The sequence below is a fragment of the Curtobacterium sp. MCLR17_036 genome (assembly GCF_003234445.2).
Taxonomy (GTDB): Bacteria; Actinomycetota; Actinomycetes; order Actinomycetales; family Microbacteriaceae; genus Curtobacterium.
On record NZ_CP126269.1, the window covers coordinates 389,480 to 404,682 of the forward strand.

Sequence of the window (15,203 nt, forward strand, 5' to 3'; positions counted from 1 at the left end):
TCGACATGGAGGTCGACCGAGCAATGACGCTTCCCCCACAGCGCACGCGCGGCCCGCGCGACCCGGGCCACCGCCGAGGCGGCCGCCTCGCCGCGGCCCTCGCCGGGCTCGCCGTCGTGGCCCTCGTGGCCACCGGCTGCAGCATCCAGGTCCGCTCCGAGCCCGACCCCACCATCGGCAAGGACACGATGCTCATCAACGCGGACCGCGGCAACCCGCTGTTCGACCGCAACTTCAACCCGTACATCCCGAACGCCCGGACGGCCTCCAAGTGGATGTACGAGCCCCTCATCGAGGTCAACCCCCTCGACGGCAAGCGCAACCCGTGGCTCGCCAGCGCGTGGAGCCAGCCCGACGCGAAGACGATCGACATGACGATCCGTTCCGGCGTCGAGTGGTCCGACGGTTCGCCGTTCAGTGCGCAGGACGTCGTCTTCACCTTCGACCTGCTCAAGAAGTTCCCCGCCATGGACGTCAAGGGCGCCTGGCAGCACATCGAGCGCATCGAGCAGGACGGTGACCACGTCGTCTTCCACCTCAAGAGCGAGGACGTCCCGAGCCTGACGATCATCGGGCAGACGTACATCCTCGGCGAGGACCACTGGGGCGGCGTGAAGGACCCGACGACCTGGCGCGACCCGAACCCGGTCGGCACCGGTCCGTTCGTCCTCGGCAACTACACCGACCAGCAGTACTCGATGGACAAGAACCCGAGGTACTGGCAGGCCGACGAGATCGCCATCAAGCACCTCATCCTGCCGGCGACGAACACCCAGCTCGACACCGTCACACGCGGTTACGACTGGGCGTACTCGTTCATCTCCGATGTCGAGGGCACGTGGGGAGCCGCTTCCGAGACGAACCAGTACTGGTTCCCACCGGGCGGCATCACCGGCCTCATCCCGAACCTGACGAAGGCGCCCTTGAACGACGTGAACGTCCGTCGGGGGATCTCCCTGGCCCTCGACCGCGACGCGATCGCCGAGACGGCGACCGAGGGCAACCTGCAGGCAGCGGCGCAGACCGGGCTCATCCTGCCGAACCAGGAGCGCTACGTGAACGACGCGATCCCGGACAAGGGCATGGTGACGCAGGACGCCGACGCCGCGAAGGCAGCGTTCGCGAAGGCCGGCTACCGCGAGCAAGGCGGCAAACTCGTCAAGGACGGCAAGCAGCTCCAGATCGCCATCACGACCGCGAACGGGTACTCCGACTGGCTCCGCGCCGTGCAGGAGGTCCGCCGCAACCTCACCGCGATCGGCATCGACGTCACCATCAAGGCCCCGCAGCCCGCCGGCTACCAGCAGGCGATCAACAACGGGCAGTTCGACATGGCGATGGGCGGCATGGGCAACGGCGACGTGTACCAGGCCTTCAACTCCCTGATGTCCACCGAGTTCTACCAGCCGGTCGGCAAGTCGACCGTCAACAACTACGAGCGCTACAAGAACGCCGACACCCAGGAGCTCCTCGACGAGTACAAGGCGACGACGGACACCACGCGGCAGCAGGAGATCCTCGACCAGCTGCAGCAGATCGTGTACGACGAGCTGCCCGTCATCGGCATGTACTACGGCGGGCTCTGGGGCCTGTTCAACACCGGCAAGTTCGTCGGTTGGCCCAGCGCTCAGGACCCCTACATGGCGCCGCAGAACTACGACTCGGCTCCGCTGCTCATCTTCACCAAGCTCCGGTTGCGCGACAGCGCGGCGGGCAAGGAGATCCTGCAGCAGCAGAACGGCGAGCAGCAGGAGGACGCAAAGTGAAGTACGTCCTGCAGAAACTCGTCCTCTTCGTCCTGACGCTGTGGGCCGCGGTCACGCTCAACTTCGTGCTCCCGCGCCTGATGCCCGGCAGCCCGGCCGACGCCGCGCTCGCGAAGCTCAGCCAGAACGGTCCGGTCACCGACGCCACGAAGAAGGCCATCGAGGCCCAGCTCGGCGTGCCGACCGGCAACGTGTGGGACCAGTACGTCAGCTACCTGCACCAGGTCATCACCCTCGACTTCGGCACGAGCTACACGTTCTACCCGCAGCCCGTCGGCGACCTCGTGGCGAAGGCCCTGCCCTACACGCTCATCCTGGTCGGCGCCGTCACGATCCTGGCGTTCGTCCTCGGCACCCTGATCGGTGTCGCGGCGGCGTGGAAGCGCGGCACCTGGCTCGACTCGCTCCCCACCCTGTCCGGCAGCTTCATGTCCACGTTCCCGTACTTCTGGACCGCCCTGCTGCTGCTGTTCTTCCTCGGCTACGTGCTGCACTGGTTCCCGACCACGGGCGCCTACTCCGCCACGACGACGCCCGGTCTGAACGGCGCGTTCCTCGGCGACGCCCTGCAGCACGCCGTGCTGCCGGCCGTCACCATCCTGGTGACGAGCCTGGGCGGCTGGATCATCGGCATGCGCAACGCGATGATCAACACCCTCGGTGACGACTACGTGACCTTCGCCGAGGCCAACGGTCTGCGCGGACGCACCGTGGCCGTCCGGTACGCGGCGCGGAACGCGATCCTGCCGAACCTGACCGGCTTCGGTCTGGCGCTCGGCGGCGTGGTCGGCGGTTCGGTGCTGGTCGAGCAGGTGTTCGGCTACCCGGGCATCGGCTACCTGCTGTTCAACGCCGTGATCGGGCAGGACTACCCGCTCATGCAGGCCCTCTTCCTGATGATCACCGTGTCGGTGCTCATCGCCAACTTCATCGTGGACGTCATGTACGGCGTCCTGGACCCGAGGACGCGTCGATGACCAACAACGCAACCATCGCCGTGCGCACGCAGGACACGGAAGAACAAGCAGCGCCGTCCAAGTGGCGCGCCGCCGCCCGCCAGTTCGGCGTCGTCTGGTCGAACGGGAAAGCCCGGACCGGCATCGTCATCCTCGGCGTCTTCGTGCTCGTCGCGGTCTTCGCCCCGCTCCTGGCCCCGTACGGCGCCAGCCAGAACGGCTTCGCCCGGTCCGCCGACGCGACGCCCGACCACTGGATGGGCACCACCGCCGCCGGCGAGGACGTCCTGTCACAGCTCGTGTACGGCGCCCGCATCTCGGTCTTCGTCGGCGCGGTCGCGGGCGTCCTGTCCACGCTCGTCGCCGTCGCGATCGGCCTGAGCTGGGGCTACGTCCGCGGTTGGATCGCCGAGGTCATCGGGTTCATCGTGAACCTGTTCCTCGTCATCCCGGGTCTGCCCCTGATGATCGTCATCGCCGCGTACCTGCAGAACGGCGGCATCGCGGTGATCATCGCGGTCATCGTCGTGACCGGTTGGGCGTGGGGCGCTCGCGTCCTGCGCAGCCAGACGCAGTCCCTCCGAGGGCGCGACTTCGTCACCGCAGCCCAGTTCTCCGGTGACGGCGCGACCCGCATCGTGTTCCGCGAGATCCTGCCGAACATGACGTCCCTGATCGTCGGCAGCTTCTTCGGGGCCGCCACGAGCGCGATCCTCGCCGAGGCCGGCCTCGAGTTCCTCGGACTCGGCGACTCGTCGATCGTCAGCTGGGGCACGATCCTGTACTGGGCGCAGAACTCGAACGCGCTCCTCACCGGCCAGTGGATCCTGCTCTTCGCGCCCGGCCTCTGCATCGCGCTGCTCGCGATGAGCCTCACCCTGATCAACTTCGGCGTCGACGCCGTGTCCAACCCGCGGCTGCGCGAGGGCGCGCGGCCCCGTAAGGAGAAGCGCGCATGAGCGGCTCGCCAGGAACGCACCCCACAGACGGCCAGGAGGCACGGGACGGCGCCGCCACGCGCCTCCCCCCATCCGACACGGCCGGCCGCCCGCTTCGCGGCCGTCCGGAACCGGCGGCGGGGGCCCAGTCCGACGCCACGCGCGCCACGCAGGACGTCCTGCTCGACGTCCGCGACCTGTCGGTCGTCTACGAATCGACCGGCCAGGAGGCCGTCCAGGCGGTCGACCACGTGTCGTTCAGCCTGCGGAAGGGCGAGTTCGTCGGCCTGGTCGGCGAGTCCGGTTCCGGCAAGTCGACGCTCGGCTACGCGCTGACCCGGTTGCAGAAGCCGCCGGCGCGCACGAACGGCGGCAGCATCGTCTTCGACGGACACGACATCCGCGACCTCGACGAGGAAGCCCTGCGCCAGCAGCGGCAGGGCGGCTTCGCGATGGTGCTGCAGTCCGGCATGAACGCGCTCAACCCGGTGCGCACCATCCGGAACCACTTCATCGACGTCTTCAGGGCACACGGCCACGTGCCGCGCGACCGCTGGGACGCCCGGATGCAGGAGCTCGTCGGCAAGGTGAAGCTGCCGACGTCGATGCTCGCCCGGTTCCCCGGGGAGCTCTCCGGCGGCATGCGGCAGCGCGTCTCCATCGCCCTGGCGCTCTCGCTCGAGCCGCAGCTCATGGTGTTCGACGAGCCGACGACGGCGCTCGACGTCCTCGTGCAGCACGCCGTGATGGACACGATCATCGAGCTGCAGCGGTCCGAGGGCTTCACCGCCGTCCTCATCAGCCACGACCTCGGCATCGTCCTCGAGGCCACCGAACGCGTCCTCGTCATGCACGAGGGCCGCATCGTCGAGGACGGCCGCTCGCTCGAGGTCCTGCGCGACCCGCAGGACGACTACACGAAGATGCTGCTGTCGCACTACGCGGACCCGCGCGCCGAGGTCGTCTCGCTGCCCGGGTTCCCCGACCGATCGCAGCGCTCGGTCTCGCGTCAGCAGACGACCTCGTCGTTCGCCACCGTCGGCTCCCGTGAACGATCCGCCGCGAAGAACCCGATCGTCGTCGACCACCTCGTGAAGACCTACCCGGCTCCGCGTCGCGGGGAGCAGCCGGTGCAGGCCGTGCGGGACGTGTCGTTCACCCTCGAACCCGGGCAGTCGCTGGCGCTCGTCGGTCAGTCCGGCTCCGGCAAGTCGACGATCGCGAAGATGCTCACCGGCGTCGAGAAGCCGACGACCGGCACGGTCCGCTTCGGCGACGCCGATGTCGGCCGCCTGGGTCGGCGTGGCCTGAAGGACCTGCGGTCCGAGGTGCAGATGGTCTTCCAGGACCCGTACTCGGCGCTCAACCCGCTGCACACGGTCGAGTACACGCTGTCCCGGCCGATCGCGAACTACACGGACCTGCGCGGGCGGGACGCCCGCAGGCGTGTGCTCGAGCTGCTCGAGACCGTGGGCCTGACCCCCGTGGAGCAGTTCGCGCAGAAGCTCCCGCACCAGCTCTCCGGCGGGCAGCGGCAGCGCGTCGTCATCGCCCGCGCGCTCGCGAGCGACCCGCAGGTGATCATCGCCGACGAGCCGGTCTCGATGCTCGACGTCACCCTGCGTGCCGGGGTGCTCGCCCTGCTCGAGGACCTGCGCGAGCAGTGGGGCGTCTCGCTCCTCTACATCACGCACGACCTGCTCAGTGCACGCCTCATCACGGACGACATCATGGTGCTGCACGACGGCGCGGTCGTCGAACGCGGCCGCACCGCCGAGGTGCTGCAGCACCCGCAGGACGACTACACGGTGGCACTCCTGGACGCCGTGCCGAACCCGCGGCGGACACTGCTGACATGAACTTCCCCACCGTGCCGCCCTTCGGGCACCTCCCCACCCCGGACCACGTCGACGTCGTCGGCATCGACCTGCCCGTCGGTCGGCTCACCGCCTACCGCGTGGTGCCTGACGGGCCGTCGAAGGGCACCGTCCTGATCGTCCCCGGGTACACCGGCTCGAAGGAGGACTGGCGCACCTTCATGCCGCTCCTCCGCGACGCCGGCTGGACCGCGGTGGCGATCAGCCGTCGCGGGCAGGCGGACTCGGCAGCGCCGCCCTCGCCGTCGGACCACTCCCTCGACCAGGAGGCCGCCGACGTCGTCCGGGTCGCCGCCCTGCTCGACGACGGCGCCCCGGTGCACCTCATCGGCCACTCGCTCGGCGGGGTCATCGCCCGCACCGCCGCGATCGCCTCGCCGTCGTCGTTCCGCGACGTCGTGCAGTTCTGCTCCGGACCGTACGGCTGGCCCTACCGCAAGGTGACCGAGCTGACGATCCTGCACGACACCGGCGGGAACCTCCGCCAGCTGTTCGACTCGACGAACCCGCTCTGGGCCTCCCGCCCCGACGACGAGCTGCCGGACGACGTCCGGATGGTCCGCGACCGCTTCGACGCGACCAGCCCGCTCAGCGTCATCGCCGGCGGACACATCCTCGAGGACCACACCGACTCGTCGGCCGAGCTCCGCGCGACCGGGCTGCCCGTGCTCGTTGCCCACGGCGAGTGGGACAACGCCTGGCCGATCCCGTGGCAGCGCCGGATGGCGGAGGACACCGGGGCGGCCTACGAGGTCATCCCGACCAGCTACCACGGCCCCCACGTCGAGAACCCCGCGGCGACGCTCGAGGTCTTCGACCGCTTCCTGTCGGCGCACTGATGCCGGCCCGTTGAAAGGCACCATCATCACCACCCTGCACTTCCCCGACGGCTTCCTCTGGGGTGCCGCCACCGCCGCCCACCAGATCGAGGGCAACAACGTCAACAGCAACTGGTGGGTGCACGAGCACGAGCCGGACACCACGATCGTCGAGCCCTCGGGCGACGCCGCGGACAGCTACCACCGCTACCGCGACGACATCCGCATCGCCGCCGAGCTCGGGCTGAACTCGTACCGCTTCAGCATCGAGTGGGCCCGCATCGAGCCCGAGCGCGGGTTCGTCAGCCGCGCCGGGGTCGACCACTACCGGCGCATGGTCGAAACGTGCCACGAGTTCGGCATCGAGCCGATCGTGACGCTCATGCACTTCACCGTGCCGCGGTGGTTCGAGCGCGACGGCTTCTGGCGTGCACCCGACGCCGCCGATCTGTTCGCCCGCTACACCGAGGCGGCGCTGCCCGTGGTGCAGGACGGCGTCCGCTACGTCTGCACGATCAACGAGCCGAACATCGCGGCCATGCTCGCCGGAGGCGAGGACGCCGCGAACCTCGTCGCCTACGGTCTGCCGAACCCGGACCTCGGCGTCGCCGACGCACTGCTGGCCAGCCACCGGCGGTCGCGCGACGTGCTGTCACAGGTGTCGGGCCTCCGGTCCGGGTGGACCGTCGCGACGCAGGCCTTCCGGTCGAACGGCGAGCCCGGGGCGGACGCGATGCTCCGCGAGTACGGGTACCCGCGCGACGACTGGTACCTGGAGCAGGCCGCCGGTGACGACTTCCTCGGCGTGCAGGCGTACACCCGGACCTTCATCGGCGCTTCCGGTCCGTTGCCCGTGGCGGACGACGTCGAGACGACCCTGACCGGCTGGGAGTTCTACCCCGAGGCGTCGGCCGACGGGCTGCGCAGCGCGTGGGAGCTCTCCGGCGGCGTCCCGCTGATGATCACCGAGAACGGCATCGCCACCGCCGACGACTCCCGCCGGCAGGCGTACACGCAGGGCGCCCTCGAGGGCATCCACCGCTGCATCGAGGACGGCGTCGAGGTACTCGGCTACCAGCACTGGTCGCTCCTCGACAACTACGAGTGGGCGTCCGGCTTCCGGCCGACGTTCGGGTTGGTCGCCTGGGACCCGGAGACCTTCGAGCGCACGCCGAAGCCCTCCGCCCACTGGTACGGCGGCGTGGCCCGGGCGAACGCGCTCGAGCGCGTGGGTCAGCTCGCCCCGTAGTGGTGCGCCAGCTGCTCCGCGACCGCTCGGTCGCGGAGCAGTTCCGCGCGGTCGCTCGCACTCGACCCCTCGTCGTCCCGGGCGTTCACGTCGACGTCGAGCTCGAGCGCGGCCCGCACGGTGTCGACGTCGCCGGAGTCGACCGCGGCGATGAGCAGGGTCGCGCCCCGCGAACCGACCGCCCGCGTCGAGGCACCCGCGGCGGCGAGGGCTCGGACGACCTCGGCGTGACCGCCCCAGGCCGCGCGGACGATCGCGGTGTTGCCGTCGGCGTCCCGTGCCTCGAGGTCGGCGCCGGCAGCGGCGAGCACGGCGACGGCACGACGGGCGTCCCGGTCGATCGCCAGCGTGAGCGGCGTGCGTCCCTCGGTGTCCGTGAGCTCGACCGACGCGCCGCGGCGCAGGAGCTCCTCGAGCATCGCCGCACGGTCGAACCACGCGGCGGCGTGCAGCGGCGCGAAGCCCCACCGCTGGTCCACGTCGTCGACGTCGCTCGCGTCGTCGGCCAGGTGCAGCCCGCCGAGGTCGCCGTACGCCGCGGCCCGCACGACCTCGGTGGCGTACTCCACCCAGCCGTCCGGCACCGGCCCGTGCCAGCCCCGCGCCGGGCGGTCCCCGAGCGCGTCGTACACCGACTCGGCGACGCTCCGGACGGCGACCTGGACGTCGGTGAACCGGATCGCGACCTCGCCGACGGGGGAGACGAGCAGCCGGAGCTCCCAGGCGTCCTGCCCCGGCACGTGGTCGAGCTCCCCGCGCGCGATGTGGGCGTCGCCGGCGAGCAGGTCCGCGGGGTCGATGTGCGTCGGGTCGATGACGGCGTCGTCGAAGCGCAGGGTCACCCGTGCGTGGTTCCACCGGCGCCACAGGCCGTCCGGGGTGTCGAGCACCTCGTCGTTCCGCACCACGACCTCGGCGCGGACGACCACGGGATCCGGGGTGCCGTGTCCCGGCAGGTCGACCGGGGTCGTCGCCTCGTCGTCGCCGTCGCCGGTGCTGCCCGCGGCCGGCGCTTCGGCGCTCAGCGCGGCCAGGCGCGAGTCGACCCAGCGCACGGTGGCGAGGGCCGCCACGGGTGGGGGTGCGTCCTCGAGCAGACGGGTCAGGTGGTCGGCTGCCCCTTCGAGGTCCTCGAGCGACACGTAGCCGACCGCCGGCCAGTTCACTCGACTCCATCGCACGGCTCGACACTACCCGGCGCGCGTGCTCCGTCCCCGGCGGTGCCGTCGCCTCGTCGGGGCGGCGCCCTGCGGCGGTTCGCCGGGCTGCCGATCGGGACGCCTGCGCTGCAGCAGCCGGATGACGGGTCGGTCGAACGCGAACCACACGACGACCGAGGCCACCACCGCCGCGGACATCGCTCCGACCACGGCCACGACCGGGCCGCGGGCGTCCGACACCACCGCGGCCACCACGGCGACCGCGGCCGGAGCGACGATCGGATGCGTCAGGTAGAGCGCGTACGAGGCATCGCCGAGCGTGCGTCCGACCGGACCGGCCCGCCGGCCCCACGACCGTTCCCCGGCGACGGTGGCGGACAGCACCAGCGCGGCGAGCGGCAGGAGCGACAGGCTCGGCGCGGAGGCCCCGGCCACGATCCCGACCGCGGTCCAGACCGCCGTGATCGCCGCGAGGCGCAGGACCAGCCGGCGCGTGGCGCGGTCGAGCGCCCAGGTGCCGATCGCCATCCCGACCAGGAAGCAGAGCACCCACCGGTTCGCGTGGAACTGCCACGACGGCCAGCCGCGACCGCGCACGGCCGAGAGCACCGCGAGCGCCACGAACACCGGGGTCGCCAGCCGGAACGGGTCGATCCGCGCCGCGAGGGCGATCGTGACGACCAGGTAGAAGAGCAGCTCGAACGAGAGCGTCCACGTGACCGTGTAGAACGGCTCGACCACACCGTTCGGCCCGCGACCGGGCAGGAAGAGGTACGAGAGCACGATGTACCCGGGCGACGTCGCGGCCCGCTCGAGTGCCTGCGGTGCGACCACGAGCATCGCGAGCTTGACCGTCATGACCGCCCACGCGAGCGGCAGGATCCGGACGAGCCGTCGGCGCAGGAAGTCCCGCCAGGACGGCCGCGGGGTGCGCTGCGTCACGAGCACGGCGACGAAGCCGCTGATCGAGAAGAAGACGGTGACACCGACCTGCCCCGTCGGCAGGTCGCTCGCCGGCGTGCCGAAGCGGGCGTGCAGGTAGATCGGCAGGTGCGCACACACGACCAGCAGTGCTGCGACGAAGCGCAGGACCTGGACACCGCCGAAGGACGGTCGAGGGACGGACACACCTCCAGCCTCACCGGCAGGAACGCGCGTCGCGAACTCTCCAGATGTCGTGTTTCGCGGTGTCATCGCTCTCGTTCCCATCGCGTCCGCCATGCATTCGGAGGATTGCTCCGCTCGTCCGCGCCCTGCACAGGATGGGGCGCATGGAACCCTCCTCGCGGCGCCTCCGGGCCGCCGATCCCCCTCGCCCCACCCGTCGCCGTTCGGCCGGGCTCGTCGCCACCGTCGTCACCGGCGTCGTCCTCGCGGTCCTGCTCGGCGAGCACGGGCCGCCCCGCTCCGCCCGCGCGGACCCCCGAGCCAGTCCGACGCCCTCGATCCGACCGATCGGGGGCAGCGGACTGTTCGGACCCGATGAGCAGCCGCGCTTCACGGTCGCTGGGGTCGAACGGGCCGCCGACGTCACGTGGAAGATCAACGACACGAGCGGCGCGATCGTCGACTCGGGATCCGGACGCACCGCGGCCCGATCGGTCGAGGTCCAGCCGACCGCTGTCCTGCCGTCCGGCACCTACCGCGTCACCGTGGACGTCGCCGGTGGGGCGACGATGTCCTACCGCTTCGTGCGGACGATCGCCGGGCCGACCGCCGAGGACACGTACTTCGGGCTCGCCGTGAACCCGGTGGCCGGGGCGCTCCCGACGTTCGACGCCCTCGGCGCGGGGACCTCCCGTCAGGACCTCCAGTGGAGCGCCGTCGAGAAGCAGGCCGGCACCTTCGACTTCACCACCGTCGACGCGCGCATCGACCCGCTCGTGCGCGACCGCGGACTCAGCCCGCTCTTCGTCCTCGACTACGGCCACGTCGCGTACACGGGCAGTGCGATGGCGCCGCCCGACGTCTCGAAGCCGGCGCAGGCCGCGGCGTGGAAGCGGTACGTCCGCGAGACCGTCACGCACATGCGCGAGCGTCACCCCGACGCGGACCTGTCCTACGAGGTCTGGAACGAGTGGTCGAACAACCACGGCTCCCTGCCGGACACCCCTGCGGCGTACATCGAACTCGCCCGGGTCACCGCGGCGGTCATCCGCGACGCCGATCCCGACGCGACCATCGTCGGACCGGCCCAGAACGCGGTCGCCGGCCACGAGCTGCGGTGGCTGTCCGAGTGGTTCGCTGCCGGCGGCGCCGACCACGTGGACGCCGTGAGCATCCACCCGTACAACCAGCCGTGGGGTCCGGAGCACTGCGAGCCCACGAACCCGTGCATCGGCGAGGCGCTGTTCTGGCTGCGCGAGACCGCCGACCGGTACCCGCGAGCCGACGGCACGGCACTGCCGATCTGGATCACCGAGACCGGCTGGCCGACCCGGTTCGCCGGGCAGGGCTGGGTCGACCCGGACGACCAGACCGCGTACGTCCTGCGGACCTACGCCGTCGCGGCGCAGTTCGGCGTCGAACGTCTGTACCTGTTCGAGATGGCCGAGCCCTCGCTCGCCGACCCGGACGGGACCGCACGGACGTTCGGCCTGACGGGCAGCGCGGTCACCGGGTACGAGCCGAAGACCTCGGCCGCGGGGTGGGCGACGATGCAGCGCGTCCTCGCCGGCAAGCGATACGTCCCCGAGCGCCGCGTCGGCGACCTCAGCGACATGCTGTTCAGCTCGCCGGACGGACGACACCACACCCGGGTCGTCTGGCAGACGTCCTCGCGGTCCACGGCGACGCCCGTCCGGGTGTCGATGCACGGCACCGGGACGATCGTGGAGCCGACGGGATCGGCGAAGACCGTGACCGCGACGGACGGCACGCTCGCCATGTCCGCGAAGTGGATCCCCCGGTTCGTGGTCTGGGACGACTAGCGCACGACGATCCCGCCGGCGCAGGGCTGCGTCGGCGGGATCGGTGCCGGCGGGCACGGTCAGCGGACCGACGGCGTGGTCGCGGGGTCGAACGGGTGCCGAGTCCCGTGCCCGTCCGTCCCGCGCCACCCCTGCCAGCGGCCGTGGAGCTGGGCGCGCTGGAACCGCACCCCGTCGGCGTCGCGGCGCACCCGGGCCACGAGCACCGCGGCTGCCGACCGGGCGGTCCAGTACGCGGCCTGCCCCCGGAGCCCGTGCTTCCGCAGCACCCGCCCGAAGCCGCGGTTGTACCGCAGCACCTTCGCCAGGGTCTCGTCGGTCATGCCGTCGTGCCGGAAGTCCCCGTGTCGCACCGTGGTGTCCGGCATGTACGCGATCCGCGCACCGTTCCGCAGTGCCCGGATGACCAGGTCGTTCTCCTCACCGGAGCCGAACGGCGTCGCGGCACCGGTGCCGAGCGCGACGTCGAACAACCCGTTCTGCTCGAGCAGTTCGCGCCGCAGGAAGATCCCCGCGGCGACGATCGTGCGGGGGACCCGCCAGCTCGTGACCAGGCTCGGGCGTCGCTGCCAGCGCAGCATCGTGCCGCTGTCGTCCGACGCGCGGCAGGGGATCGCGGCGCCGTCCAGGCCCCTGGCGTCCATCCGTTCGGACAGCAGCTCGAGCACGCCGTCGTCGAACCAGCAGTCGTCGTCCGGGAACGCGACGATCTCGCCGCGGAGCACGGCGAGTCCGCGGTTCCGCCCGCGGCTCACCCCGCGCACGACCGGTTCGTGGACGTGCTCGGCGTGCCCGGCGTCGATGAGGTCGCGCAGGACCGGGAGCGCGTCGGGCTCCGGGCGCTGCTCGACCACGGTCACGAAGACGGACACCCGAGCGCGGCGGATGGACTCGAGGCAGCGCTCGATGTGCTCCGGCGAGCGGATGGTGGAGATGACGAGGTGGAAGCGGTGGGTCGCTGCAGCGGTGGCGTGGGTCACGACGACACCGGACCCGTCTGCAGCAGGCTGACCGTCGAGCGGTCCCCGCGGAGCCAGTCCACGAGCTCGCGCCGGATGCCCTCGAGCCGTTCCTGCAGGGCGAAGACCGCGCCCGTGGCCTCGGCACGGACGGTGTCGGCGCCGAGCATCGCACGGACGAGGGCGTCGACCGAGTGGCCCACCGAGACGGGCGCCGGCCCGCCGGTGACGCTCGACCAGAAGTCGTCGCACTTCGAGGCGTAGGACAGCGGCACCGTCGGGACGTCGAGGGCGAGCGCTGCCACGACGCCGTGCAGCCGCTCGGAGACGACGAGGTCGCACCCGGCGATCACCGACATCGTCGTGGCGACGTCGGTGTACTCGTGGACGGTCGACGGGGTCACGAGCCGTTCGGACAGCGCACGCGCCGCGGCGCGGTCCGGTCGTGAGAGTGCGAACGCGACGACCTCGTGCGTCCCGGTGGCGAGGGCGTGCTCGTCGACCGCCGCGGCGACCGTCTCGACGTCGAAGCGGGTCTGCGGGTCGGACCCCAGCGCGACACCGATCCGTCGTCGCCCGGGGGTGCCGGTCGGTTCCACGGACCGGACGAGCGGGTACAGGAGCGCCGGGTCGCCGCAGACCGTCGTCGGGCCGAGGTGTTCGGTGACCTCGTCCGCCGTGATCGGACCGCGGACCCCGGCGAGGCGCATCCCGTCGAGCTCCTGCCAGGCGCTCCACTGTTGAGGGTGTCGGGAGAGGGCGTACGCGTCCGTCCGGGCGGCGGCGCCGAGCCCGACGCCGACGACGCCGGCCGCTCCGTAGTTCCGGACGGCGAGCCGGGCGTGCTCCGCCCATGCCCGGTACCCGATCGTCGTGCCGCCACCGAGCAGGACGACGCGCTCCGAACCGACCAGCCGGAGGCGTTCGCGAGCGACCCGGGGCAGGGCACGCAGGTACGCGCGGGTCGTCAGGGGCGCCTCGACGTCGAGCGGGTCGTCGAGCGCCGCTCGCCACGTCTCGTGCAGCAGGTCGTCGCCGAAGTTGCCGTTGCTCTGCCACCCGAGGTAGACGATGGAGCGGCGGGTGGATTTCATCGGGGGTCCTTCGAGGAGAGGCGGGCGCGCGAGGCCCGGCGGGGACTCTCGCTGACCGGCGCGGACGGTTCGTAGTTGTAGTAGGTCTTGGCCCGGCGTTGCGGGGGCAGGCGGTTCACCACGAGGCCGAGCAGTCGGGCGCCCACCTGTGCCACGGTGCGCTCGGCGGTGGTGAAGTCGGCACGCTTCGTCTGGCCCTGCACACTGACGACGAGCAGGACGCCGGAGCAGATCGCCCCGAGGACGGCCGGGTCGGTGACGGGCAGCATCGGCGGCGCGTCGACGATGACGTACTCGTACCGTGACTCGAGTTCACGGATCAGGTCGACCATCCGACTCGAGCTGAGCAGCTCGCTCGGGTTCGGCGGCACGCGACCGGCGGCGAGGACGTGCAGCGGGTTGTCCGCGCCGATCTCCTGGACGGCGTCGTCGAGGTCGACCTGCCGGGTGAGCACGGTCGACAGGCCGACGCGGCTCTCGATCCCCAAGTAGACCCCGGTGGTCGGGCGACGCAGGTCGGCGTCGACGAGGACCACCTTCGAGCCGTTCTGCGCGAGCATGAGCGCCAGGTTCACGGCGGTCGACGACTTGCCCTCGCCCGGCGTCGCGCTCGTGACGACGATGCTCTGCGCCGCCCCGTCGAGGTTCGTGTAGGTCAGGTGCGTCCTGAGCTGTCGGAAGGCCTCGGCCCGGGTGCTGTACCGGTTGTCGAACGACACCAGGGGGTCCTTCGCGATCGTGTCGTCGACGGCGAACTCACCGAGGATGCTCGCGTCCGTGAGCCGACGCAGCGCCTCGAACGACCGCAGTCGGGTGTCGAGGACCTCGCGCAGGACGGCCTGTGCGACGCCCAGGGCGAGGCCGGCGAGGACGCCGATCGCGATGTTGACCGGCAGGCGCGGAGCGAAGGGGACCGTCGGCGCGGACGCCCGCTGGAAGACGCTGAGGTTGACGAGGGAGTCGGCGGCCGACGTCGACCGCTCGACCTGCTCGACCACCTTGACGAGCTGGTCGGCGACGGCGTTGGCGATCGCCGCCGCCTGCTCCGGTGCGGTGTCCGTCGCCGTGATCGTGATGAGCACGGTGTCCGTCGTGGACTCCGCGGACACCACGCGGCTGAGGTCCGCGTCGGCGGGCAACCCGAGTTGTCGAGCGGCGAGGCCGAGCACCCGCGGCGTGAGCGCGAGCTCCTCGTACGACTTCACGCGGGCGGCGGAGAAGTTGTTGCCCTGGCTCAGGTCGTTCACCGAGGCGCCTGACGCGACGGACACGAAGACCGCGCTCGACGCCCGGTACTGCGGCGACTGCACGGCGGAGACGGCCGCCGCGAGGCCGGCCGCGAGCACGACCACCGCCACGACGGAGAGCCAACGGAGTCTCAGCAGGTCGACGAACTGCGCAAGCGTCATCGACGCACTTCCCCTCGATCATTCTGTGTGTGTGATACTCATAGTAG

At 71.3% G+C, this 15,203-nt stretch carries 12 protein-coding genes; 7 read left to right on the forward strand and 5 right to left on the reverse strand.

Annotation, left to right across the window (positions count from 1 at the left end):
* Positions 1 to 23: 23 nt before the first annotated feature.
* Genes DEI99_RS01960 through DEI99_RS01985 form a run of 6 tightly spaced genes read left to right on the forward strand, consistent with a single transcriptional unit; the run spans position 24 to position 7,604 of the window.
* Positions 24 to 1,766, forward strand: coding sequence for an ABC transporter substrate-binding protein (locus tag DEI99_RS01960; protein WP_258369315.1), 1,743 nt, complete (start codon positions 24 to 26; stop codon positions 1,764 to 1,766).
* On the forward strand, positions 1,763 to 2,743 hold the full coding sequence (locus DEI99_RS01965) for an ABC transporter permease (protein ID WP_111041370.1): 981 nt from the start codon (positions 1,763 to 1,765) through the stop codon (positions 2,741 to 2,743). Before DEI99_RS01960 ends, DEI99_RS01965 begins: the two co-directional genes overlap by 4 nt.
* On the forward strand, positions 2,740 to 3,681 hold the full coding sequence (locus DEI99_RS01970; protein ID WP_111041368.1) for an ABC transporter permease: 942 nt from the start codon (positions 2,740 to 2,742) through the stop codon (positions 3,679 to 3,681). The genes DEI99_RS01965 and DEI99_RS01970 overlap by 4 nt, the downstream gene beginning before the upstream one ends.
* A complete protein-coding gene (locus DEI99_RS01975) occupies positions 3,678 to 5,519 on the forward strand; it encodes an ABC transporter ATP-binding protein (RefSeq protein WP_111041367.1) in 1,842 nt (613 codons plus the stop codon). The genes DEI99_RS01970 and DEI99_RS01975 overlap by 4 nt, the downstream gene beginning before the upstream one ends.
* Positions 5,516 to 6,376 (forward strand): alpha/beta fold hydrolase, encoded by an 861-nt coding sequence (locus DEI99_RS01980; protein WP_111041365.1) that lies wholly within the window; start codon positions 5,516 to 5,518, stop codon positions 6,374 to 6,376. The genes DEI99_RS01975 and DEI99_RS01980 overlap by 4 nt, the downstream gene beginning before the upstream one ends.
* 10 nt (positions 6,377 to 6,386) lie before the next feature.
* On the forward strand, positions 6,387 to 7,604 hold the full coding sequence (locus DEI99_RS01985; protein WP_258369312.1) for a glycoside hydrolase family 1 protein: 1,218 nt from the start codon (positions 6,387 to 6,389) through the stop codon (positions 7,602 to 7,604).
* Here DEI99_RS01985 and DEI99_RS01990 read toward each other — a convergent pair.
* Entirely contained in the window at positions 7,589 to 8,785 is a 1,197-nt protein-coding gene (locus tag DEI99_RS01990; protein ID WP_111041363.1) for an ankyrin repeat domain-containing protein, read from the reverse strand. The genes DEI99_RS01985 and DEI99_RS01990 overlap by 16 nt on opposite strands.
* Positions 8,786 to 8,794: 9 nt before the next feature.
* Positions 8,795 to 9,892 (reverse strand): acyltransferase family protein, encoded by a 1,098-nt coding sequence (locus DEI99_RS01995; protein WP_181434401.1) that lies wholly within the window; start codon positions 9,890 to 9,892, stop codon positions 8,795 to 8,797.
* A gap of 143 nt (positions 9,893 to 10,035) precedes the next feature.
* On the opposite strand from DEI99_RS01995, the gene DEI99_RS02000 reads away from it, so the two are divergent.
* Positions 10,036 to 11,694 carry a GH39 family glycosyl hydrolase gene (locus tag DEI99_RS02000; RefSeq protein WP_111041359.1) on the forward strand — a complete coding sequence of 553 codons (1,659 nt, stop codon included), beginning with the start codon at positions 10,036 to 10,038 and terminating at the stop codon, positions 11,692 to 11,694.
* A gap of 59 nt (positions 11,695 to 11,753) precedes the next feature.
* On the opposite strand, the gene DEI99_RS02005 is transcribed toward DEI99_RS02000, so the two are convergent.
* The 3 genes from DEI99_RS02005 to DEI99_RS02015 are packed head-to-tail and all read right to left on the reverse strand — an operon-like array spanning position 11,754 to position 15,156.
* Entirely contained in the window at positions 11,754 to 12,674 is a 921-nt protein-coding gene (locus DEI99_RS02005; RefSeq protein WP_181434400.1) for a glycosyltransferase family 2 protein, read from the reverse strand.
* Entirely contained in the window at positions 12,671 to 13,747 is a 1,077-nt protein-coding gene (locus tag DEI99_RS02010; RefSeq protein WP_111041355.1) for a polysaccharide pyruvyl transferase family protein, read from the reverse strand. The genes DEI99_RS02005 and DEI99_RS02010 overlap by 4 nt, the downstream gene beginning before the upstream one ends.
* Positions 13,744 to 15,156: a tyrosine-protein kinase domain-containing protein gene (locus DEI99_RS02015; RefSeq protein ID WP_111041353.1), complete on the reverse strand. Its 1,413-nt coding sequence runs from the start codon at positions 15,154 to 15,156 to the stop codon at positions 13,744 to 13,746. The genes DEI99_RS02010 and DEI99_RS02015 overlap by 4 nt, the downstream gene beginning before the upstream one ends.
* Positions 15,157 to 15,203: the final 47 nt, after the last annotated feature.